This window comes from Pseudomonas sp. B1-22 (genome assembly GCF_050474425.1).
GTDB lineage: Bacteria > Pseudomonadota > Gammaproteobacteria > Pseudomonadales > Pseudomonadaceae > Pseudomonas.
The window spans coordinates 202,972-221,543 of record NZ_JBCHVH010000001.1; the positions used below are offsets into that span (position 1 = coordinate 202,972).

Genomic DNA, 18,572 nt, shown 5'->3' on the forward strand with positions numbered 1-18,572 from the left:
GGATGAATGGGCGAAGACTAGCGTGTGACACCCTCGTGGCCTAGTGCTGGCGCATTTTGTGAGTGCCGTCTTTACTCCGTAAGTGTCGGTCAAGACCCGATCATTAGAGGAGAGATGAATTTATGAGCATTACAAGGACCGCTTTACCCCTGCTGCTGGTCAGCACGTTGCTTACCGGCTGCGCAGGGTTGCAGAAGTCCGATTGGCCGACGTGCGCCGTGGTAGGCGGTGTCGGCGGCGCTGGTCTGGGTGCCATTGAAAACAGCACCTGGGCCGGTTGGGGCGCCTTGATTGGTGGTGTACTGGGGGCATCCTATTGCTGGGTGCATGGTGCTGAAGAACAAGTGGCGGAGGTCCCGCCGCCCGCTCCGGCTCCGGAACCCGCTCCGGCTCCGTTGCCCAAGGAAGAGACCATCGTCGTGCGCGATCTGCACTTCGCCTTCGATTCGTCGAAGGTCGATGCGCAGGACAAGGACAAGCTCAACGAAATCGCCGGCCGCCTGAAAGGCGAGGCAGCGACCACCGAGCTGAATATCGCCGGTCATACCGACAGCGTCGGCAGCGACGCCTACAACCAGAAACTGTCCGAACGCCGTGCTCATGCGGTGGCGAACTATCTGGTGGATCAGGGCGTTCCGGCCAGCAGCATCAAGTCGGTCGAAGGCTACGGCGAGAGCCAGCCGGTCGCCGACAACAAGACCAAGGAAGGCCGCGCCGAGAACCGTCGCGTGGAAATCAAGATCACGCGTCAATGATCCAGGCGTGACGGAGTATGCAAAGGGGGCCATCTGGCCCCCTTTGTCATAGTGGCCTGCCACTGGCATCGCTTCGGGCGGCAGGGTATGTTCCCGGCAAAGAAGAAACGGGGGCATTTCATGAAAGCGTTGTTGGGCCTGGGCAAGTTGATTGCCCTGTTGTTCTGGCTGGCGGTGCTGGCCAATCTGATCCAGCCCTTCGCACATCCCTTCAGTACGCTGCTCAATGTAGCCGGTGCGCTGATTCTGCTGATCCACATCATCGAGGTCGTGGCACTGCGCAGTCGCCTGAACGGCCGTCCTCATCCGGGGATGGATCGTCTGCAGATACTGCTGTTCGGTGTGTTCCATTTCGCCACCCTGCCGCAGCCGGCATCCGCAAAAGTAGAAGGAGATACCCATGCGTAAGTCGTTGCTGGGACTGGCGCTGTTCGCGCCGCTGGTGTGTTCGGCTGCCGGAAACGTTTCGGTCCAGCCCAACACCGTGCTGCGTCTGCCGGTTAAGGGCGACAGCCTGAGCCTGGATCGCATCAGCGTTGGCGCGGAAGGCGCGCTGCTGATCCCATCGCAGGTGAAGGTACTGAAGATCGGCGAACTGGACCTGGCGAAGAACGCGCGCCTGGGCGTATTTCCCGGCGGCGAGACGCTGCAGATCGAGGTCCGGCACGGCAACCTGGCCGATGGCAGCGTGATCGCCGCCCAAGGCAGTTCAGGCAGCTTCGAGAAGCCGGCCAGCGCTGGCCGTAACCTGGTGCTGCGTCTGCAGGACGTGCAGGTGGCGAACCTGCTGATCGATGTTCGCGGCGGTGTCGGTGCGCCGGGTTATGACGGCCTGGACGGCGGCAGCGCGCAGACCTCCGGGTGCCTGTGGGGCAGCGGCAGGCCCGCCGGCGACGGGCAGAATGGTGCCGATGGTCGTTCCGGTGCGGCCGGCGGCGTGGTGCGTCTGGAGGTGCCGGAGCAGTTCGACGTCAAGCGGGTGAAGGTGCGGCTCGAAGGCGGTGCCGGCGGGGCCGGCGGCAAGCCTGGCAAGGCCGGCCCGCGCAGTAGCGAGAAGGGTTGCTGGTTCTACTCGGTAGCCGGCGAGGGACCGGGTTCGGAAGGCAAGGGCGGAGTTGAAGGTGCCAAGGGCGGCGAAGGTCGCCTGGAAGTGCAGCGCTTCTGATCCATCCCCCTTGAACAGCGGCCCGCCCGGCAATCGGGCGGGCTTTCTTGTTTTTGGCGGTGCGGGCTTTACCAGTGTGGGCGTGCGGCGACGAAGGCCACCAGCGCCATGCCGATCAGCAGGTTCAGGCCCACGGTCTTGCGGATCTTGCCCAGCGCGGCGCCGCCGGCCGGCCAGTCCTCGGCGCCCACCGCGCGGCGCAGCTCCGGCAGTTGCAGGGCCTGGATGCGCAGGAACAGCGCGAGCATCGCCACGTACAGCCCCATCATCACCTGCACGTAGCGCGGCGCACCGGCCATGCCGTTGAAGCTCAGGTGCAGCATGCCCACGCCGGTCACCGGCAGCAGGATCACCGCCGCCCACACCCAGCGGAAAAAGCGCGGGAACACTTCCAGCCATAGCTTCAGCCGGGGCGGGGCTTCCAGCGCGGCGACGGCGGCCGGGCGCAGCACCATCCAGGCGAAGAACATGCCGCCGACCCAGACCAGGGCGGCCAGGACGTGCAGGGCATAGACGGGGGCAAAGGGTGTCATTCGGACGATCTCCGCTGGCGGTTGTGGTCAGTCGCGCTATCATAGCCGCCCCATCGAACCACTGAAAATTTATCCAGCATCCGGATGTGTCTGCAAAGGCCTGTCCGGGGCCCGGGAAGTCCATGCTCAGCACCGAACTCAAGGCCACGATCCAGGGCGCCTACTCGCGCTTCCTCGAGGCCAAGGAACTCAAGCCGCGCTACGGCCAGCGCCTGATGATCGCCGAAGTCGCCAAGGTCCTGGGGACCATTGCCAGCGACGAGGAAGGCCATCGCCTGGGCGATGCCGCCGTGGTCGCCGTGGAAGCCGGCACCGGCACCGGCAAGACCGTCGCCTATAGTCTGGCCGCCATCGCCTGCGCCAAGGCCGCCGGCAAGCGCCTGGTCGTCGCCACCGCCACCGTCGCCCTGCAGGAGCAGATCGTCCACAAGGACCTGCCCGACCTGCTGCGCAACTCCGGCCTGTCGTTCAGCTTCGCCCTGGCCAAGGGGCGCGGGCGCTACATGTGCCTGTCCAAGCTCGACCACCTGCTGCAGGAAGGCCAGGCGCAGAGCGCCACCGCCCAGCTGTTCGAGGAGGAAGGCTTCCGCATCGACGTGGACGAGACCTCCAGCAAGCTGTTCAACCAGATGATCGAACGCCTGGCGGGCAACCGCTGGGACGGCGACCGCGACTCCTGGCCCGAGGCCATCGAGGATGCACAGTGGGCGCAGGTCACCACCGACCACAGCCAGTGCACCAACCGTCATTGCCCGAACTTCCAGCAGTGCGCCTTCTACAAGGCGCGCGAAGGCATGACCAAGGTCGACGTGATCGTCACCAACCATGACCTGGTGCTGGCCGACCTGGCCCTGGGCGGCGGGGCGATCCTGCCGGACCCGCGCGACACCCTTTACGTGTTCGACGAAGGCCACCACCTGCCGGACAAGGCCATCGGCCATTTCGCCCACTTCACCCGCCTGCGCGCCACCGCCGACTGGCTGGGCCAGGTGGAGAAGAACCTGACCAAGCTGCTGGCGCAGAACCCGCTGCCGGGCGACCTCGGGCGCCTGATCGAACAGGTGCCGGAGCTGGCCCGCGAACTGCGCACCCACCAGCAGTTCATGTTCACCGCCTGCGAGGAGATCGGCGATTTCCGCGCCGGCGAGGACATGGAAGGCCGCGAGCGGCCGCGCCATCGCTTCGAGGGCGGGGTGATCCCCGAGCACATCCGCGAGATGGGCATCGAGTTGAAGAAGGGCTTCTCCAAGCTCACCGATGTTTTCACCCGTCTCACCGAGTTGCTGAAAGAGGCGATGGACGGGGAGGGCAGCATCGGCATCGCCAGCTACCAGGCCGAAGAGTGGTATCCGCTGTTCGGCAGCCTGCTGTCCCGCGCCCAGGGCAACTGGGAGCTGTGGACCGCCTTCACCAGCGAGGATCCGGAAGACAGCCCGCCCATGGCGCGCTGGCTGACCCTCGCCGAGAGCGGCACCTTCTACGACATCGAGGCCAACGCCAGCCCGATCCTCGCCGCCGAGACCCTGCGCCGCAACCTGTGGAACGTGGCCTACGGCGTGCTGGTGACCTCCGCGACCCTCACCGCGCTGGGCACCTTCGACCGCTATCGGATGCGCGCCGGCCTGCCGCGTTCGGCGGTCACCGCCGTGGTGCCGAGCCCGTTCCACCACGCCGATGCCGGCGTGCTGCGGGTGCCGGACCTCAAGGCCGACCCGCGTGATGCCGCCGCCCACACCGCCGCGATCATCCGCGAGTTGCCGGCGATGGTCGAAGGCTCGCGCGGGTCGCTGATTCTTTTCGCCTCGCGCAAGCAGATGCAGGAAGTCTTCGACGGCCTGGACCGCGACTGGCGCAAGCGCGTGCTGATCCAGGGCAACCTGTCCAAGCAGGAAACCCTGAACAAGCACCGCTCCCGGGTCGACGATGGCGAGCCGAGCGTGCTGTTCGGCCTGGCCAGCTTCGCCGAGGGCGTGGACCTGCCGGGTGCCTACTGTGAACACGTGGTGATCGCCAAGATCCCCTTCGCGGTGCCGGACGACCCGGTGGAAGCGGCGCTGTCGGAATGGATCGAAGCGCGCGGCGGTAATCCCTTCATGGAAATCGCCGTGCCAGACGCCTCGCTGCGCCTGGTCCAGGCCTGCGGCCGCCTGCTGCGTACCGAGCAGGACCGCGGCACCATCACGCTGCTCGACCGCCGCGTGGTGACGCAGCGCTACGGCAAGGCCATTCTTAACGCACTGCCCCCGTTCCGCCGCGAAATCGCCTGAGTCGTGTGCGGGAGCGTATTCCCGCACTTGCTGTCAAACGTGCGCCCGCCAGCCGGCGGGCGTGTATCCAGGACAAGTACAGATGACATCGATGCGTTGGCACCTGCCATTGCTGCTCAGTCTGGCGATCGCCAGCGCCCCGGCCTGGGCGGCCGGTGGCAATGAAACCCTGTTCAATTTCGTCAAGCCCATGGCTGTGGTCTCGATCACCACGCAGAATGCCGACCTGCCCAGTTCGACTGCCGAGGCCACCCCCGAAGGCGAAATCCTGCGTCGGGTGAACTTCAGTCCGGCGCCGCAGCCGACCCTGAGCCTGGCACCGTCAAGCGGCAGCTGGGACTGGTCCCAGGCCGACAGCGTGAGCCTGCGCATCCAGAACGCCATGGACTGGGCCATCACCCTGGAAGTGGCGATCGAAGGTGTCGGCGGCGCGCCGGGCCTGCACGCCAGCATCGCGCTGCCGCCGGGGCCTGCGCAGACGCTGCTGATCCCCTTGCGGGCCACCGCGCCGGAAGACTTCGGCATGCGCGCCGGTGTGCCCATGCCCGTCACCCAGGACGGCCAGCGCCTGCTGCTGGCCAGCAAGGTGACCGGTGAGCTGAACCGCAGCCAGGTTGGCGCGGTGAAGCTCTACCTGAATGCACCCAAGGCGGCCCAGGACATCCTGCTCGGCCGCTTCGGCACTTATGCCGACGGCGACCAGTGGCGCAAGGCCTATACCGGCATCGTCGACGGTTTCGGCCAGGCCAGTCGTGGCGACTGGCCGGAGAAGGTGAAGAGTTCCGAGCAGCTCGCCAACGCCTGGAAGGCCGAGGGCGAGCAACTGAAGAAATGGCAACCGGCGGCCGGGCGCGATGCCTTTGGTGGCCTGCTGGACGGTCCGGCCTTCGAAGGCACCGGCTTCTTCCGTACCGAAAAGCGCAACGGCCGCTGGTGGCTGGTCACCCCTGAGGGTCATTCCTTCTGGTCGCTGGGTGTCAATGCGGTGAACGCCGACAGCAGCCAGACCTACGTCGAAGGCCGCGAATACATGTTCGCCAGCCTGCCCAAGGAGGGCGACCCGCTGGCTGCCTTCTACGGTCAGAGCGACGATCGCAGCGGTGTCGGCGCCCAGCAGGGGCGTGCCTTCGGCAATGGCCGCTGGTACGACTTCTATGCCGCCAATCGCTTCCGCGCCGATGGTGGCCTGACCGGTGATGCCGCCGCGGCCGCCTGGCGCGAACGCACCCTGCAGCGCCTCGGCGCCTGGGGCTTCAACTCTCTGGGCGACTGGAGCGATCCGGCCTTCGCCGCGGAGCCGCGGATGCCGTACAGCGTGCCGCTGTCGATCAGCGGCGATTACGCCACGGTCAGCACCGGCTACGACTGGTGGGGCGCCATGCCCGACCCCTTCGATCCGCGCTTCGCCATGGCTGCCGAGCGCGCCATCGCCATCGCCGCCCGCGACCACCGCGAGGACGCCTGGCTGCTCGGTTACTACGCCGACAACGAGCTGGCCTGGGCCGGTCGCGGCGACGATGCGCAGTCCCATTACGCGCTGGCCTTCGGCGCGCTGAAGCTGTCGACCGACAGCCCGGCAAAGCGCGCCTTCATCAAGCAGTTGAAGGACAAGTACAAGGAGCACGAGGCGCTCGCCGAGGCCTGGGGCATTCCCATTGCCGCCTGGGAGGACCTCGACGCGCCGGGCTTCCAGGCGCCGCTGCCGAGCGCCGCGCACCTGGCCATTGCCCAGGACTACAGTGCCTTCCTGCGCCTGTATGCCGACCAGTACTTCAAGACCCTCAAGGACGCGCTGCAGTGGCACGCGCCGAACCATCTGCTGCTGGGCCCGCGTTTCGCCGTCAGCACGCCGGAGGCGCTGGCGTCCTGCGCACAGTACTGCGACCTGCTGAGCTTCAACCTCTACGTGCCGCTGCCGCACCAGGGGTATGACGCGGCCTACCTGAACAGTCTGGACAAGCCGGTGCTGATCACCGAGTTCCACTTCGGCTCCCGCGACCGTGGGCCGTTCTGGGGCGGCGTGGCCGAGGTGTATAACGAGCAGCAGCGTGGCGAGGCCTACCAGCGTTTCCTCGCCGAGGCGGTGAAGGCCCCGAATGTCGTCGGCGCGCACTGGTTCCAGTACCTCGACCAGCCGGTGACCGGCCGCCTGCTCGATGGCGAGAATGGCCATATCGGCCTGGTCGGCATCACCGATCTGCCCTTCACCGGCTTCGTCGACGCGGTGCGCAAGGCCAACCAGCAGGCGCTCAAGGCCATCGACGAGCAGGCCCGCGCGGCGGCGAAAGCCGCACCGGAGCCCAAGCCGGTTCCGGTGAACGACGGCGGCGCCGAAGAGGAGCAGGCCGACAGTCAATGACTGGGCATTCGTAGGGCCGATACCCGTCTTTAGCGGGGTTCACAGGGGCGGGGAGCGCTGGAAGAATAGCGCCTCCGCCCCTTCGTTCTAGCCTGTCCACTGGAGACTCCGATGACCCTGCATGGCCATTGCGACCCCCGCTTCACTCCCGTTGCCGATGCCTTCAGCGCGCTGTTCGAGGACCCGCAGGAGCGCGGCGCGGCGCTGTGCATCCAGGTCGGTGGGCAGACGCTGGTCGATCTGTGGGCGGGCAGCGCGGGCAAGGAGCCGGGCCAGGACTGGCAGGCCGATACGCTGCTCAATCTGTTCTCCTGCACCAAGACTTTTGCTGCTGTCGCCGCCCTGCAGCTGGTCGGGGAGGGCAAGCTGGAACTCGACGCCCCGGTGGCGCGCTACTGGCCGGAGTTCGCCCAGGCGGGCAAGCAGGCCATCACCGTGCGCCAACTGCTCTGCCACCGTGCCGGCCTGCCGGCGATCCGCGAGGCGCTGGCGCCGGAAGCGCTCTACGATTGGTCGACCATGACCGCCGCGCTGGCGGCCGAGACGCCCTGGTGGACGCCAGGCGCCGAGCACGGTTACGCACCCATCACCTACGGCTGGCTGGTGGGCGAAGTGATCCGCCGTGTCGATGGCCGCGAGCCGGGCACCGCCATCGTCGCGCGCACGGCCGAACCGCTGGGGCTGGACTTCCATATCGGCCTGGATGACGCCGAGTTCCACCGGGTGGCGCATATCGCCCGCGCCAAGGGCAACCTGGGGGATGCCGCTGCCCAGCGCCTGCTCAAGACCATGATGACCGAGCCGATGGCGCTCTCCACTCGCGCCTTCACCAATCCGCCGTCGGTGCTGACCAGCACCAACAAGCCCGAGTGGAGACGCATGTCGCAGCCGGCGGCCAACGGTCATGGCAATGCCCGCTCGCTGGCCGGTTTCTACAGTGGGCTTCTGCGCGGGACGTTGCTGGACGAAGCACTGCTGGCCGAGCTCACCCGCGAGCATGCCGTCGGGGAGGATCGAACTTTGTTGACTTGCACCCGCTTCGGCCTCGGCACCATGCTTGACCAGCCGGATGTGGCCAACGCCACCTATGGCCTCGGCCCGCGTGCCTTCGGTCATCCGGGGGCGGGCGGCTCCATCGGTTTCGCCGACCCCGAGCGGGAGCTGGCTTTCGGCTTCGTCACCAACACCCTCGGCCCCTACGTGCTGATGGACCCGCGCGCACAGCGTCTGGCGCGCATCGTCGGCGAGTGCCTGTAGCGACGGGCGGGAGGAACCTTCCTCCCGCTGCGCCTTCGAAGGAGCGTCCGCATTCGTGAGGGACTCCTCACTTGTGCGGACATGCACCGCTCGTCAGTTGGCGATTAAAATCTCGTGCCAACTGAGTAAGTTATGATCAACTTCTAATCTGATTGTTGAAGTCAGGGCGCTGCCGCATGCGTGCCGCGCTCCAGCCTTCCTTCGTGTTCCAACCGATGGTACCGCTCCCATGAAAGTGCTGAAGATCTCCACGCTCGCCCTCTGCATCGGCCTCTCGGCTTGCAGTCAATTCCAGGCCAAGGACAAGGAGAGCAGCGCTGCTGCGCCCGCTGCAGGCAGCAGCCATCACTGGTGGCCCTTCGGTGCCGAGAGCGAGGCGACTGTTGCCGCTCCGGCGGTAGAGAAAAAAGCCGTCGAGGCGCCCAAGGTGGCCGATGCAGGTAGCAAGCAGCCTGGCGGCCACTGGTGGTGGCCGTTCGCTGCGGGTTCTGGACAGGCTACCGGGGACACCGGCGCGAAACTGCAGGACCAGGTCAGCAAGGAGTGGCTCGACCAGCATGAGCAGGCCCTGCGCACAGCGGTGGCCGGCAGCAAGTTCACCGTCGAACGTCGCGAGAATGCGCTGGTGCTGATCGCGCCGGTGGATACTTCCTTCAACCCCAAGCGCCCGGAACTGCTGCTGCCCATCACCCTCGGCCCGCTGGGCAACGTGGCGAAGATGTTGCAGAACGACCCGGAGAGCGGCGTGCTGGTGCTGGGCCACAGCGACAGTTCGGGCGACAAGGCGCTCAACGACAAGGTCAGCCTGCAACGTGCCCAGGCGGTGTCGTCGATCTTCCGCCTCAGCGGCCTGGGTGCCGATCGCCTGCGCCTGAAGGGCGTCGGTTCGAGCCTGCCGCGCGCCGACAACGGCAGCGCCGAAGGCCGCGCGCAGAACCGCCGCGTCGAAGTGCTGGTGACCCAGCGCAGCAGCCTGCTGGCGCTGGCGCAGAAGAACTGATCCCACCTCGCGAAAGCGGCATTCCGGACGGAATGTCGCTTGTCGTGGATCAAGCGCGAAGGCGCAACTCTGGATATGCTTGGGGCCTTCGTTCCTAGGAGAATTCCGATGGCTCAGACCCTGGCCGATATGCGCCGCGAATACACCCGTGACGGACTGAACGAGTCCCAGGCTCCCGACGAGCCCTTCAGCCTGTTCCACCAGTGGTTCGAGGAGGCCGTGAAGACCGAGCAACTTCCAGTCGAACCCAACGCGATGATGCTCGCCACCGTGGACGCCCAGGGCCAGCCGCATTGTCGCGTGCTCCTGCTCAAGGGCCTGGATGAGCGCGGCTTCACCTTCTTCAGCAACTACCAAAGCGCCAAGGGGCAGCAGCTGGGTGAGAACCCGCGCGCGGCCATGACCTTCTTCTGGCCGGCGCTGGAGCGCCAGGTGCGTATCGAGGGCCAGGTCGAGAAGGTGTCCGTGGAAGAGTCCGCCGCCTATTACCGGGTGCGCCCGCTGGGCAGCCGGCTCGGCGCCTGGGCCTCGCCGCAGAGCCGGGTGATCGACGGACGCGGCGAGCTGGAGCAGTTGCTCGCGGAAACCGAACGACGCTTCGCCGATTCCGCGCCAACCTGCCCGGAGTTCTGGGGGGGGTATCGCCTGGTGCCGAGCCGCATCGAGTTCTGGCAGGGCCGCCCGAGCCGCCTGCACGATCGCCTCAATTTCCGCGTCGAGAACGGCGCCTGGGTCCGAGAGCGTCTCGCGCCCTGACCCGCTACGGCGTTTGACTGTTTGCGGTCGTACACCTTGATCGCCATTTCCGTAGGAGCGGATGCTGTTCGCGATGCTCTTCGCAACGTGCAGATCGCGGACGGAGTCCGCTCCTACGGCTCCGTGGATGTCCGTGTTGCGGTGTAGGATGCCTGCATCCCTCCGCACAACGGACCTGCCTGCATGAAAGTCGTCATCGCCCCGGATTCCTTCAAGGAAAGCCTTTCCGCACCCGAGGTCGCCCAGGCCATCGCCCGTGGCTGGCTGCGTGCGCGGCCGGCCGACGAGATGCTGCTGCGGCCGATGGCGGATGGCGGGGAGGGCACCGTGGATGCCGTGCTCGCCGCCAAGCCGGGCGAACGGCGCGAATGCCGGGTCTGCGGTCCGCTCGGTCAGCCGGTGACGGCGCATTGGGGATGGCTGGACGACGGCACCGCGGTGATCGAAATGGCCGCCGCCAGCGGCCTGCACTGGGTGCCGGAGCGCAAGCGTGATGCGACCCGTACCACCAGTCGCGGCACCGGAGAGCTGATGCGCGAGGCGCTCGACGCCGGTGCGCGCAAGATCATCCTCGGGCTGGGCGGCAGCGCTACCAACGATGCGGGGCTGGGCTTGCTGCAGGCGCTGGGCGCGCGATTCCACGACGCACAGGGCGCCGAGCTCGGTGCCGGCGGTGCGGTGTTGGGCACCTTGATGGAGATCGACCTGTCCGGCCTCGATCCGCGTCTGCAGCAGGTGGAAATCGAAGTCGCCGCCGATGTGAACAATCCCCTGTGTGGGCCACATGGCGCCTCTGCGGTATTCGGGCCGCAGAAGGGCGCAAGCCCTGCGCAGGTCGAGGAGCTCGATGCGGCGCTACGGCATTTCGCCGAAGTCGCCGCGCGCACACTGGGCGAGGATCACAGCCTGTTTTCCGGTGTCGGAGCGGCAGGGGGCCTGGGCTTTGCCAGCCGGGCCTTCCTCAAGGCGCGATTCCGTCCGGGCATAGAACTGGTTGCCGAGTTGTCGGGGCTGGAGCAGGCGCTGCAGGGAGCCGGGCTGGTGATCACCGGCGAAGGCCGCCTGGATGGCCAGAGCCTGCATGGCAAGACGCCCGTCGGAGTGGCGCGGCTGGCGCGTCGCGCCGGGGTGCCGGTGGTTGCGCTGGCCGGCAGCCTGGGCGAGGGCTTGGCCGAGTTGCGCGGGGAAGGAATCGAGGCGGCCTTCAGCCTGGTGCCGGGGCCGATGAGTCTGGCCCAGGCCTGTTCGCAGGCCGCAACGGAGTTGGAGAGTCGCGCCGAGGCGCTGGCGCGATTCTGGTCGCTGGCTCAGGCGGCGCGGTAATCGTCGGCGGCTTGCTGCAGCCACTGCGGCAGGTCGCGGCGCTTGACGCGCTGGCGCTTGGCCTCTTGCAGGCGCTCCAGCAGATAGCTGCGCTTGGCCGGATCGTCGCCCGCCAGCGACAGTGCCAGGTCGCGGTCCATCCAGCGGCGGATGCGCCAGTAGATCCACCAGTGGAAGTACAGACCGGCCGCGGTGGTGACGACGATAATGAAGTAATCCATGGGCACTCCTCGTTCGGGCGCCTACCCTAGCCGAACCATCAACCCACATAAAGCCTGGCGGAAACAGGCATTTTCGCGGGTCTTGGCACAGACTGTACGAAAGCTGAACCGAACGAGATTGTTGCAAGCCCTGGCGTGACAGGAGGGCTGTCGTCGGAGTCTAATATTCGTAGCCCTATCCGGAGGTTTCATACATGCGTAAATCTGCCCTGTTCGCCGTGACGTTCGCTGCACTGGCCCTGACCCTCGGTGGTTGCCAGTCCAGCCTGACTGGCGACACCTACACCCGCGAAGAGGCACGTACCGTGCAGAACGTTCGCATGGGTACCATCCAGGCCTTGCGTCCGGTGAAGATCGAGGGCACCAAGACCCCGATCGGCTCGGTTGCCGGCGCCGCCGTTGGCGGTATCGGCGGCAGCTCCATCGGCGGTGGCAAGGGTAGCTATGTCACCGCCATCATCGGCGCCGTGGCCGGCGGCCTGCTCGGTGCGGCCACCGAAGAAGGCCTGACCCGTACCCAGGGTGTGGAAATCACCGTTCGCGAAGACGACGGTAGCACCCGCGCCTACGTCCAGGAAGTCGACGAAGGCGCCGTGTTCCGTGTTGGTGAGCGCGTACGCATCCTGACCGTCAACGGCACCAGCCGCGTCAGCCACTGACCGGTACCGGTTGCCGTTAGCGGCAGCCAGCGAAACCCAGCGCGCGACAGTCATCTCGACTGTCGCGCGCTATCGTTTGGGGGATCGGAAATTTCGCCGCAGCGCACGGCGGGCGCGGTTGAAACATTCATTTTCGTAATAATTCAATCCATGACGTGAAATCGATAGATATGGATAATCGTCGTTTTCCTACACCGGCCGCTCGGGCACGGGGTGGTTTGCTGGGTTGCCATTCGGCGGTGAAAAGGAGTGGGTCATGACGTTGGCGCTGATCATTGCGCTGCCTTTCTTCGGGGTATTGCTGCCGCTGCTGGCCGAGCGTTTCGGGCGCACTGCCTGCGCCGCCGCCACCGGCCTGGTGCCGCTCGCCGGGTTGATCCTGCTGATGGGCCAGCGCTCGGTACTGGGCGCTGCTCCCCAGGTACAGCGCGTGGAGTGGCTGCCGGAACTGGGCCTGAACCTCAGCCTGCGCCTGGACGGCCTGGGCTTCCTGTTCGCGCTGCTGATCCTCGGCATCGGCCTGCTGGTCATTCTCTACGCCCGCTACTACCTGTCGGAGAAGGAGCCCGCCGGGCGCTTCTTCGCCTTCCTGCTGCTGTTCATGGGCGCCATGCTCGGCGTCGTGCTGAGCGAAAACCTGTTGCTGATGCTGGTGTTCTGGGAACTGACCAGCCTGTCGTCGTTCCTGCTGATCGGCTTCTGGGGCCATCGCTCGGACGCGCGCAAGGGCGCGCGCATGTCCCTGGCGGTCACCGGCGGCGGCGGGCTGGCGTTGCTCGCCGGCATCCTGCTGATCGGTCACGTGGTCGGCAGCTTCGAGCTTTCTACGGTGCTCGGCGCGCGCGAGGTGCTGCAGGCCAGCCCGCTGTTCCCGCTGGCGCTGTGCCTGGTGCTGCTGGGCGTGTTCACCAAGTCCGCACAGTTCCCGTTCCATTTCTGGCTGCCCCATGCGATGGCGGCGCCGACGCCGGTGTCGGCCTATCTGCATTCGGCGACCATGGTGAAGGCCGGCGTTTTCCTGCTGGCGCGCCTGTACCCGCTGCTGTCGGGCAATGACCTGTGGTTCTACCTGGTCAGCCTGAGCGGACTTGCGACCCTGCTGATGGGCGCCTTCATGGCGCTGTTCCAGAACGACCTCAAGGGACTGCTGGCCTACTCGACCATCAGCCACCTGGGCCTGATCACCCTGCTGTTCGGCCTGGATTCGCCCATGGCCAACGTCGCGGCGATCTTCCACATCATCAACCATGCCACCTTCAAGGCCTCGCTATTCATGGCCGCCGGGATCATCGACCACGAGACCGGCAGCCGCGACATGCGCCGCATCAACGGCATGTGGAAGTACATGCCGCACACCGCCGTGCTGGCGATGGTGGCCTCGGCGTCCATGGCCGGCGTGCCGCTGCTCAATGGCTTCCTCAGCAAGGAGATGTTCTTCGGCGAGACCCTGGCGCAGAACATGATGGGCAGCTTCAACTGGGTGATTCCGGCGCTGGCCACCCTGGGCGCGCTGTTCTCGGTGAGCTACTCGGTGCGCTTCATCCACGACGTGTTCTTCAACGGCGAGCCGATCAACCTGCCCAACCCGCATCCCCACGAGCCGCCGCGTTACATGAAGGTGCCGGTGGAAGTCCTCGTGCTGATCTGCCTGCTGGTGGGCATCATGCCGGGCGTTATCGTCGGCCCACTGCTGGCCGGCGCCGCCGCCTCGAGCCTGAACGGCGCGCTGCCGGAATACAGCCTGGCGATCTGGCACGGCTTCAACGCGCCACTGGCGATGAGCTTCGCCGCCACCGCCGGCGGCGTGCTGCTCTACGTATTGCGCAAGCCGCTGTTCGACTGGTACGGCGGGCTGCCGGCGATGGACGCCAAGCTGGTGTTCGAGCAGCAGGTTCAGCGCGTGGTGCGCTTTGCCACGCGCGTGACCGGCTACCTGGAGAACGGCTCGCTGCAACGCTATGCCATGCTGCTGGTGCTGGCCGCCGTGGTGGTTGTGTTCGCCGGTCTCGCGCCCTTGCCCGCCATCGAAGGTGAGCGTGCGCAGACGCCGCTGGACGGTATCACCGCCCTGGGCCTGGTCCTGCTGGCCATCGCCGGGCCGCTCACCGTCTGGTTCCATCGCCAGCGCCTGACCGCGCTGGTGATCCTCAGCATCGCCGGGTTGCTAGTGGCGCTGGCCTTCGCCCGCTTCGCCGCGCCGGACCTCGCACTGACGCAACTGTCGGTGGAAGTGGTGACCATGGTCCTGCTGATGCTGGCGCTCTACTACCTGCCGGCGCATACGCCGAAGGCCTCCAGCAGCCTGCGCCGCCTGCGCGATTTCGTGATCGCCATCGGCGCCGGGGTGATGGTCACGCTGCTGACCTACGCCGTGCTCACGCGCCCCTACGACAGCATTGCCGGCTACTACCTGGAGAACAGCGTCTCCGGTGGCGGCGGGCACAATGTGGTGAACGTGATCCTGGTGGACTTCCGCGGCTTCGATACCCTCGGCGAGATCACTGTGCTGGCGATCGCCGCGGTCGGCATCTTCGCGCTGCTCGACGGCCTGCGCCTGCTGCGCCGCGAGACGGACGACGAGGGCCGCGCCTGGGCGAAGGACCGCTTCCCGCCGATCCTCGCCACGCTGTCGCGCCTGCTGCTGCCGCTGGCGCTGCTGGTCTCGGTGTTCATCTTCCTGCGCGGGCACAACCTGCCGGGCGGCGGCTTCATTGCCGGGTTGATCACCTCGGTGGCGCTGATCCTCCAGTACATCGCCTGCGGCAGCCGCTGGGTGAGCACGCGCCTGCCGCTGGACTACAGCCGCCTCGCCGGCCTCGGCGTGCTGATCGCCGGGCTGACCGGCCTGGGCGCCTGGTTCTTCGGCTTCCCGTTCCTCACCTCGGCTTTCGGTCACTTCCACATTCCGCTGGTGGGCGACATCGAACTGGCCACGGCCATGCTCTTCGACCTGGGCGTGTACTTCACCGTGGTCGGCGCGACGCTGTTGATCCTCTCGGGCCTCGGTTCGGTCACTGCACCGCCCCCCTCGTTAGAGCCAAGAGAGCCGCTGCTGTCCAAGGAGGCGCACTGATGGAAGCGCTGTTCGCCATCGCTCTCGGCCTGCTGACCGCCAGCGGTGTCTACCTGCTGTTGCGCGCGCGCACCTTCCCGGTGGTGCTGGGGCTGACCCTGCTGTCCTACGCGGTCAACCTGTTCCTCTTCGCCATGGGCCGGCTGGCCGGCGACCCGGCTGTGATCGGCCAGGTCGCCAACGCCGGTGACCCGATTCCCCAGGCGCTGGTGCTGACCGCCATCGTCATCGGTTTCGCCATGACGGCCTTCGTCATCGTGCTGGCCCTGCGCGGGTTGGCGGAAACCGGCGGCGACCATGTGGACGGTGGCAACGGGGAGGAGGGTCGATGAACCACTGGTTGATCCTGCCCGTCCTGCTGCCGCTGTTCGCCGGTTGCGCGCTGCTGCTCGTGGGCGAGCGCCTGCAGCGCGGCCTGTCGCTGCTCGTGACCCTGGCGTTGCTGCCGCTGTCGGCCGTGCTCCTGCAACAGGCCGACAGCGGCGTGGTGCAGTTCTACGCGCTGGGCAACTGGCAGCCGCCGTTCGGCATCATCCTGGTGCTGGACCGCCTCAGCGCGCTGCTGATCGCCGCGACCGCACTGCTCGCCAGCCTGTCGTTGATCTACGCGGTGCGCGGCGATGACCGGCGCGGCAAGCGCTTCCACGCGCTGTTCCAGTTCCAACTGCTCGGCCTGAACGGGGCCTTCCTCACCGGCGACCTGTTCAACCTCTTCGTGTTCTTCGAGATCCTGCTGATCGCCTCCTACGCGCTGCTGCTGCATGGCGGCGGGGCAGGGCGGGTGCGCGCGGGCGTGCATTACGTGGTACTCAACCTCGTCGGCTCGGCGTTCTTCCTCATCGCGGTGGGCACGCTCTACGGCATCACCGGCACCCTGAACATGGCGCACATGGCCGAGCGGGTGGCCCAGCTGAGCACCGAACAGGCGCCGCTGGTGCGTGCGGCGGCGCTGTTGCTGCTGGTGGTGTTCGGCCTGAAGGCCGCGCTGCTGCCGCTGTATTTCTGGCTGCCTCGCGCTTACGCGGAGGCCAGCGCGCCGGTGGCAGCACTGTTCTCCATCATGACCAAGGTCGGCATCTATTCGATCCTGCGGGTCTACACGCTGATCTTCGGCGAGCAGGCCGGCGAGCTGGCGAACCTTGCGCAAGCCTGGCTGTGGCCGCTGGCGCTGGCGGGGATAGTCGCCGGGGCGCTGGGCGCGCTGGCGGCGACCACGCTGCAAGGCCTGCTGTCGTATCTGGTCGTCGTCTCCGCCGGCACGCTGCTGGCGGCCGTCGCCCTGGGCACGCCGGAGGCGCTGTCCGCCGCGCTCTACTACCTGTTGCACAGCATCTGGGTGGCCGGTGGCCTGTTCCTGCTGGCCGACCTGATCGCCCGCCAGCGTGGCGACAAAGGCGGCCGCCTGGTGCAAGGCCCGGCGCTGCTGCAACCGCACCTGCTCGGTGGCGCGTTCTTCTTCGGCGCCATCGCGGTTGCCGGGCTGCCTCCGTTGTCGGGCTTCCTGGGCAAGCTGATGCTGCTGCGCTCGGTGAGCGGTGGCAGCGAGGCCATTGCGCTGTGGAGCGTGGTGCTGGTCAGCGGACTGGTGACCATCGTCGCCCTGAGCCGTGCCGGCAGCACCCTGTTCTGGCGCACCGGGCTCACCGTGCTGGGCAGCGCCGAGCGCGAGCCGGTGAAGCTGCTGGCAACCTTCGGCCTGCTGGCGAGCGCGCCGCTGATGGTGGTCGCCGCGCGGCCGCTGCTCACTTATGCCCAGGCCACGGCGGTGCAGTTGCTCGACGCCGGGCTCTATCGCCAGGCGATCCTGCTGGGAGGTGGCGCATGATCCGGCGCATCCTTCCGCACCCGTTGCTCAGCGGCGTACTGCTGCTGAGCTGGCTGTTGCTGGTCAACGATTTCTCCCTCGGCCACTGGCTGCTCGGCGCGTTCCTCGGCCTGGCGATCCCGTTGCTGTGCCGCAACCTGCTGCTGGCTGCGCCGCGTATTCAGCGGCCGGGCCTGCTGCTGCGCTTCCTCGGCCTGGTGCTCTACGACATTGTCGTGGCCAACCTGCAGGTGGCGAAACTGGTGCTGGGGCCGAAGTCCAGGCTGCAGCCGGGCTTCGTGGAAATTCCCCTGGAACTGACCGACGATCTGGCGATCACCCTTCTCGCCAGCGTGATCACCCTGACGCCGGGCACCGTGTCCGCCGACCTCAGCGATGACCGCCGCACCCTGCTGGTCCATGGCCTCGACGTGCCGGACCCGCAGGCCCTGGCGTCAGACATCAAGGCCCGCTACGAAGCGCCGCTCAAGGAGGTGTTCGAATGCTCGGCATCGTGATCCCGATCTGCCTGGCGTTGCTCGGTGCGGCGTTGCTGCTCACGGTGGCGCGGCTGATTCGCGGGCCGTCGACGGCGGACCGCATCCTCGCGCTGGATACCCTGTCCATCGAGGCCATCGCGCTGATCGTGCTGTTCGGCATCTGGAAGGGCAGCGGCCTGTACTTCGAGGCGGCGCTGCTGATCGCGGTGATGGGCTTCGTCAGCACCGTGGCGTTGTCGAAGTTCCTGCTGCGCGGAGACATCATCGAATGAGTGTCCTGATTGAAGCGCTGGTCTGCCTGCTGCTGCTGGCCGGTAGCCTGTTTGCATTGCTCGGTGCCATCGGCCTGTACCGGTTGCCGGACTTCTACACGCGCCTGCACGCGCCGACCAAGGCCTCGACCCTGGGTGTTGGCGGGGTGATCCTCGCCTCGATGCTGTACTTCAGCACCCGTGGCGAGGGCGTCAGCCTGCACGAGCTGCTGATCACTGCGTTCCTCTTCATCACCGCGCCGATCAGCGCGCACCTGCTGGCCAAGGCGGCGATGCAGCAGCGCGTGCCGGTGGAGCGGGGGACCAAGGGCAGGCCCTGGGAGTGATTTTGGACCTTGTCCGCGAAATCCCCCACGGCGGAATCTGATCCCACCAGGGAACACCGGAGGCTGCACGCCATTGTAGGAGCGGGCCATGCCCGCGATCCGGCGGCAGGACCGGCGCACTGTTCGTGCTCGAATGTTTATCCTGTTTGACTGCTCTGACTTGGGTGTTCCCGCGCCGCTTCGGCGTACGCCCCCGGCTTCTTGTTTCGCCCCCTCGGGCGACCTTCTTTGGCAAACGCCCCAAAGAAGGCAAAAGTCTTGCCCCGGACATCCGGTTTTTCGCTTAGGGGAAAATACCCTCG

The 18,572-nt window shown here is 66.9% G+C and carries 18 protein-coding genes; 16 read left to right on the plus strand and 2 right to left on the minus strand.

Going from position 1 to position 18,572, the window contains the following annotated elements:
* The first annotated feature begins 122 nt into the window (after positions 1–122).
* The 3 genes from ACQ5BL_RS00915 to ACQ5BL_RS00925 all read left to right on the plus strand — a co-directional run bounded on the left by ACQ5BL_RS00915 (position 123) and on the right by ACQ5BL_RS00925 (position 1,920).
* Positions 123–755: an OmpA family protein gene (locus ACQ5BL_RS00915; protein ID WP_207885172.1), complete on the plus strand. Its 633-nt coding sequence runs from the start codon at positions 123–125 to the stop codon at positions 753–755.
* 120 nt (positions 756–875) lie between these two features.
* Positions 876–1,163, plus strand: a complete 288-nt coding sequence (locus ACQ5BL_RS00920) for a DUF1145 domain-containing protein (protein ID WP_243805918.1) — start codon at positions 876–878, stop codon at positions 1,161–1,163.
* Positions 1,156–1,920 carry a collagen-like protein gene (locus ACQ5BL_RS00925; protein ID WP_243805917.1) on the plus strand — a complete coding sequence of 255 codons (765 nt, stop codon included), beginning with the start codon at positions 1,156–1,158 and terminating at the stop codon, positions 1,918–1,920. Before ACQ5BL_RS00920 ends, ACQ5BL_RS00925 begins: the two co-directional genes overlap by 8 nt.
* Positions 1,921–1,988: 68 nt before the next feature.
* Here ACQ5BL_RS00925 and ACQ5BL_RS00930 read toward each other — a convergent pair whose 3' ends face one another.
* Complete coding sequence (locus ACQ5BL_RS00930) at positions 1,989–2,453, minus strand: CopD family protein (protein ID WP_243805914.1); 465 nt, start codon at positions 2,451–2,453, stop codon at positions 1,989–1,991.
* Positions 2,454–2,575: 122 nt separating this feature from the next.
* Here ACQ5BL_RS00930 and dinG point away from each other — a divergent pair, with 122 nt between their 5' ends.
* The 6 genes from dinG (at position 2,576) to ACQ5BL_RS00960 (ending at position 11,415) form a co-directional block, all read left to right on the plus strand.
* Positions 2,576–4,720, plus strand: coding sequence for an ATP-dependent DNA helicase DinG (dinG, locus tag ACQ5BL_RS00935; RefSeq protein ID WP_243805912.1), 2,145 nt, complete (start codon positions 2,576–2,578; stop codon positions 4,718–4,720).
* A gap of 82 nt (positions 4,721–4,802) precedes the next feature.
* Positions 4,803–7,079: a beta-galactosidase gene (locus ACQ5BL_RS00940; protein WP_243805910.1), complete on the plus strand. Its 2,277-nt coding sequence runs from the start codon at positions 4,803–4,805 to the stop codon at positions 7,077–7,079.
* 111 nt (positions 7,080–7,190) lie between these two features.
* A complete protein-coding gene (locus ACQ5BL_RS00945) occupies positions 7,191–8,336 on the plus strand; it encodes a serine hydrolase domain-containing protein (protein ID WP_243805908.1) in 1,146 nt (381 codons plus the stop codon).
* 229 nt (positions 8,337–8,565) lie between these two features.
* The gene (locus ACQ5BL_RS00950; RefSeq protein WP_243805906.1) at positions 8,566–9,336 is read left to right on the plus strand and encodes an OmpA family protein; all 771 of its coding nucleotides are present in this window, start codon (positions 8,566–8,568) and stop codon (positions 9,334–9,336) included.
* 108 nt (positions 9,337–9,444) lie between these two features.
* Positions 9,445–10,092, plus strand: a complete 648-nt coding sequence (gene pdxH, locus ACQ5BL_RS00955; protein ID WP_207885165.1) for a pyridoxamine 5'-phosphate oxidase — start codon at positions 9,445–9,447, stop codon at positions 10,090–10,092.
* Between the two features lie 183 nt (positions 10,093–10,275).
* Entirely contained in the window at positions 10,276–11,415 is a 1,140-nt protein-coding gene (locus tag ACQ5BL_RS00960) for a glycerate kinase (RefSeq protein WP_243805904.1), read from the plus strand.
* On the opposite strand, the gene ACQ5BL_RS00965 is transcribed toward ACQ5BL_RS00960, so the two are convergent.
* Positions 11,400–11,636, minus strand: a complete 237-nt coding sequence (locus tag ACQ5BL_RS00965) for a hypothetical protein (RefSeq protein WP_207885163.1) — start codon at positions 11,634–11,636, stop codon at positions 11,400–11,402. The two genes, ACQ5BL_RS00960 and ACQ5BL_RS00965, sit on opposite strands and share 16 nt — an antisense overlap.
* Positions 11,637–11,830: 194 nt before the next feature.
* Here ACQ5BL_RS00965 and ACQ5BL_RS00970 point away from each other — a divergent pair, with 194 nt between their 5' ends.
* The 7 genes from ACQ5BL_RS00970 (at position 11,831) to ACQ5BL_RS01000 (ending at position 18,270) form a co-directional block, all read left to right on the plus strand.
* Entirely contained in the window at positions 11,831–12,295 is a 465-nt protein-coding gene (locus ACQ5BL_RS00970; protein WP_207885162.1) for a glycine zipper 2TM domain-containing protein, read from the plus strand.
* 256 nt (positions 12,296–12,551) lie between these two features.
* The gene (locus ACQ5BL_RS00975; protein ID WP_243805902.1) at positions 12,552–15,368 is read left to right on the plus strand and encodes a monovalent cation/H+ antiporter subunit A; all 2,817 of its coding nucleotides are present in this window, start codon (positions 12,552–12,554) and stop codon (positions 15,366–15,368) included.
* The gene (locus ACQ5BL_RS00980; RefSeq protein ID WP_243805900.1) at positions 15,368–15,700 is read left to right on the plus strand and encodes a Na+/H+ antiporter subunit C; all 333 of its coding nucleotides are present in this window, start codon (positions 15,368–15,370) and stop codon (positions 15,698–15,700) included. The genes ACQ5BL_RS00975 and ACQ5BL_RS00980 overlap by 1 nt, the downstream gene beginning before the upstream one ends.
* On the plus strand, positions 15,697–17,193 hold the full coding sequence (locus tag ACQ5BL_RS00985; RefSeq protein ID WP_243805898.1) for a monovalent cation/H+ antiporter subunit D: 1,497 nt from the start codon (positions 15,697–15,699) through the stop codon (positions 17,191–17,193). Before ACQ5BL_RS00980 ends, ACQ5BL_RS00985 begins: the two co-directional genes overlap by 4 nt.
* Positions 17,190–17,690: a Na+/H+ antiporter subunit E gene (locus ACQ5BL_RS00990; RefSeq protein ID WP_243805896.1), complete on the plus strand. Its 501-nt coding sequence runs from the start codon at positions 17,190–17,192 to the stop codon at positions 17,688–17,690. The genes ACQ5BL_RS00985 and ACQ5BL_RS00990 overlap by 4 nt, the downstream gene beginning before the upstream one ends.
* Positions 17,675–17,944, plus strand: a complete 270-nt coding sequence (locus ACQ5BL_RS00995) for a K+/H+ antiporter subunit F (protein WP_243805895.1) — start codon at positions 17,675–17,677, stop codon at positions 17,942–17,944. The genes ACQ5BL_RS00990 and ACQ5BL_RS00995 overlap by 16 nt, the downstream gene beginning before the upstream one ends.
* Complete coding sequence (locus ACQ5BL_RS01000) at positions 17,941–18,270, plus strand: Na+/H+ antiporter subunit G (RefSeq protein WP_243805894.1); 330 nt, start codon at positions 17,941–17,943, stop codon at positions 18,268–18,270. The genes ACQ5BL_RS00995 and ACQ5BL_RS01000 overlap by 4 nt, the downstream gene beginning before the upstream one ends.
* Positions 18,271–18,572: the final 302 nt, after the last annotated feature.

What these genes read in the sequence shown, in the direction of transcription:
- ACQ5BL_RS00915 (WP_207885172.1), top strand. Translation starts at nt 123, where the DNA reads ATGAGCATTACAAGGACCGCTTTACCCCTGCTGCTGGTCAGCACGTTG.
- ACQ5BL_RS00920 (WP_243805918.1), top strand. Translation starts at nt 876, where the DNA reads ATGAAAGCGTTGTTGGGCCTGGGCAAGTTGATTGCCCTGTTGTTCTGG.
- ACQ5BL_RS00925 (WP_243805917.1), top strand. Translation starts at nt 1,156, where the DNA reads ATGCGTAAGTCGTTGCTGGGACTGGCGCTGTTCGCGCCGCTGGTGTGT.
- ACQ5BL_RS00930 (WP_243805914.1), bottom strand. Translation starts at nt 2,453, where the DNA reads ATGACACCCTTTGCCCCCGTCTATGCCCTGCACGTCCTGGCCGCCCTG.
- dinG (WP_243805912.1), top strand. Translation starts at nt 2,576, where the DNA reads ATGCTCAGCACCGAACTCAAGGCCACGATCCAGGGCGCCTACTCGCGC.
- ACQ5BL_RS00940 (WP_243805910.1), top strand. Translation starts at nt 4,803, where the DNA reads ATGACATCGATGCGTTGGCACCTGCCATTGCTGCTCAGTCTGGCGATC.
- ACQ5BL_RS00945 (WP_243805908.1), top strand. Translation starts at nt 7,191, where the DNA reads ATGACCCTGCATGGCCATTGCGACCCCCGCTTCACTCCCGTTGCCGAT.
- ACQ5BL_RS00950 (WP_243805906.1), top strand. Translation starts at nt 8,566, where the DNA reads ATGAAAGTGCTGAAGATCTCCACGCTCGCCCTCTGCATCGGCCTCTCG.
- pdxH (WP_207885165.1), top strand. Translation starts at nt 9,445, where the DNA reads ATGGCTCAGACCCTGGCCGATATGCGCCGCGAATACACCCGTGACGGA.
- ACQ5BL_RS00960 (WP_243805904.1), top strand. Translation starts at nt 10,276, where the DNA reads ATGAAAGTCGTCATCGCCCCGGATTCCTTCAAGGAAAGCCTTTCCGCA.
- ACQ5BL_RS00965 (WP_207885163.1), bottom strand. Translation starts at nt 11,636, where the DNA reads ATGGATTACTTCATTATCGTCGTCACCACCGCGGCCGGTCTGTACTTC.
- ACQ5BL_RS00970 (WP_207885162.1), top strand. Translation starts at nt 11,831, where the DNA reads ATGCGTAAATCTGCCCTGTTCGCCGTGACGTTCGCTGCACTGGCCCTG.
- ACQ5BL_RS00975 (WP_243805902.1), top strand. Translation starts at nt 12,552, where the DNA reads ATGACGTTGGCGCTGATCATTGCGCTGCCTTTCTTCGGGGTATTGCTG.
- ACQ5BL_RS00980 (WP_243805900.1), top strand. Translation starts at nt 15,368, where the DNA reads ATGGAAGCGCTGTTCGCCATCGCTCTCGGCCTGCTGACCGCCAGCGGT.
- ACQ5BL_RS00985 (WP_243805898.1), top strand. Translation starts at nt 15,697, where the DNA reads ATGAACCACTGGTTGATCCTGCCCGTCCTGCTGCCGCTGTTCGCCGGT.
- ACQ5BL_RS00990 (WP_243805896.1), top strand. Translation starts at nt 17,190, where the DNA reads ATGATCCGGCGCATCCTTCCGCACCCGTTGCTCAGCGGCGTACTGCTG.
- ACQ5BL_RS00995 (WP_243805895.1), top strand. Translation starts at nt 17,675, where the DNA reads ATGCTCGGCATCGTGATCCCGATCTGCCTGGCGTTGCTCGGTGCGGCG.
- ACQ5BL_RS01000 (WP_243805894.1), top strand. Translation starts at nt 17,941, where the DNA reads ATGAGTGTCCTGATTGAAGCGCTGGTCTGCCTGCTGCTGCTGGCCGGT.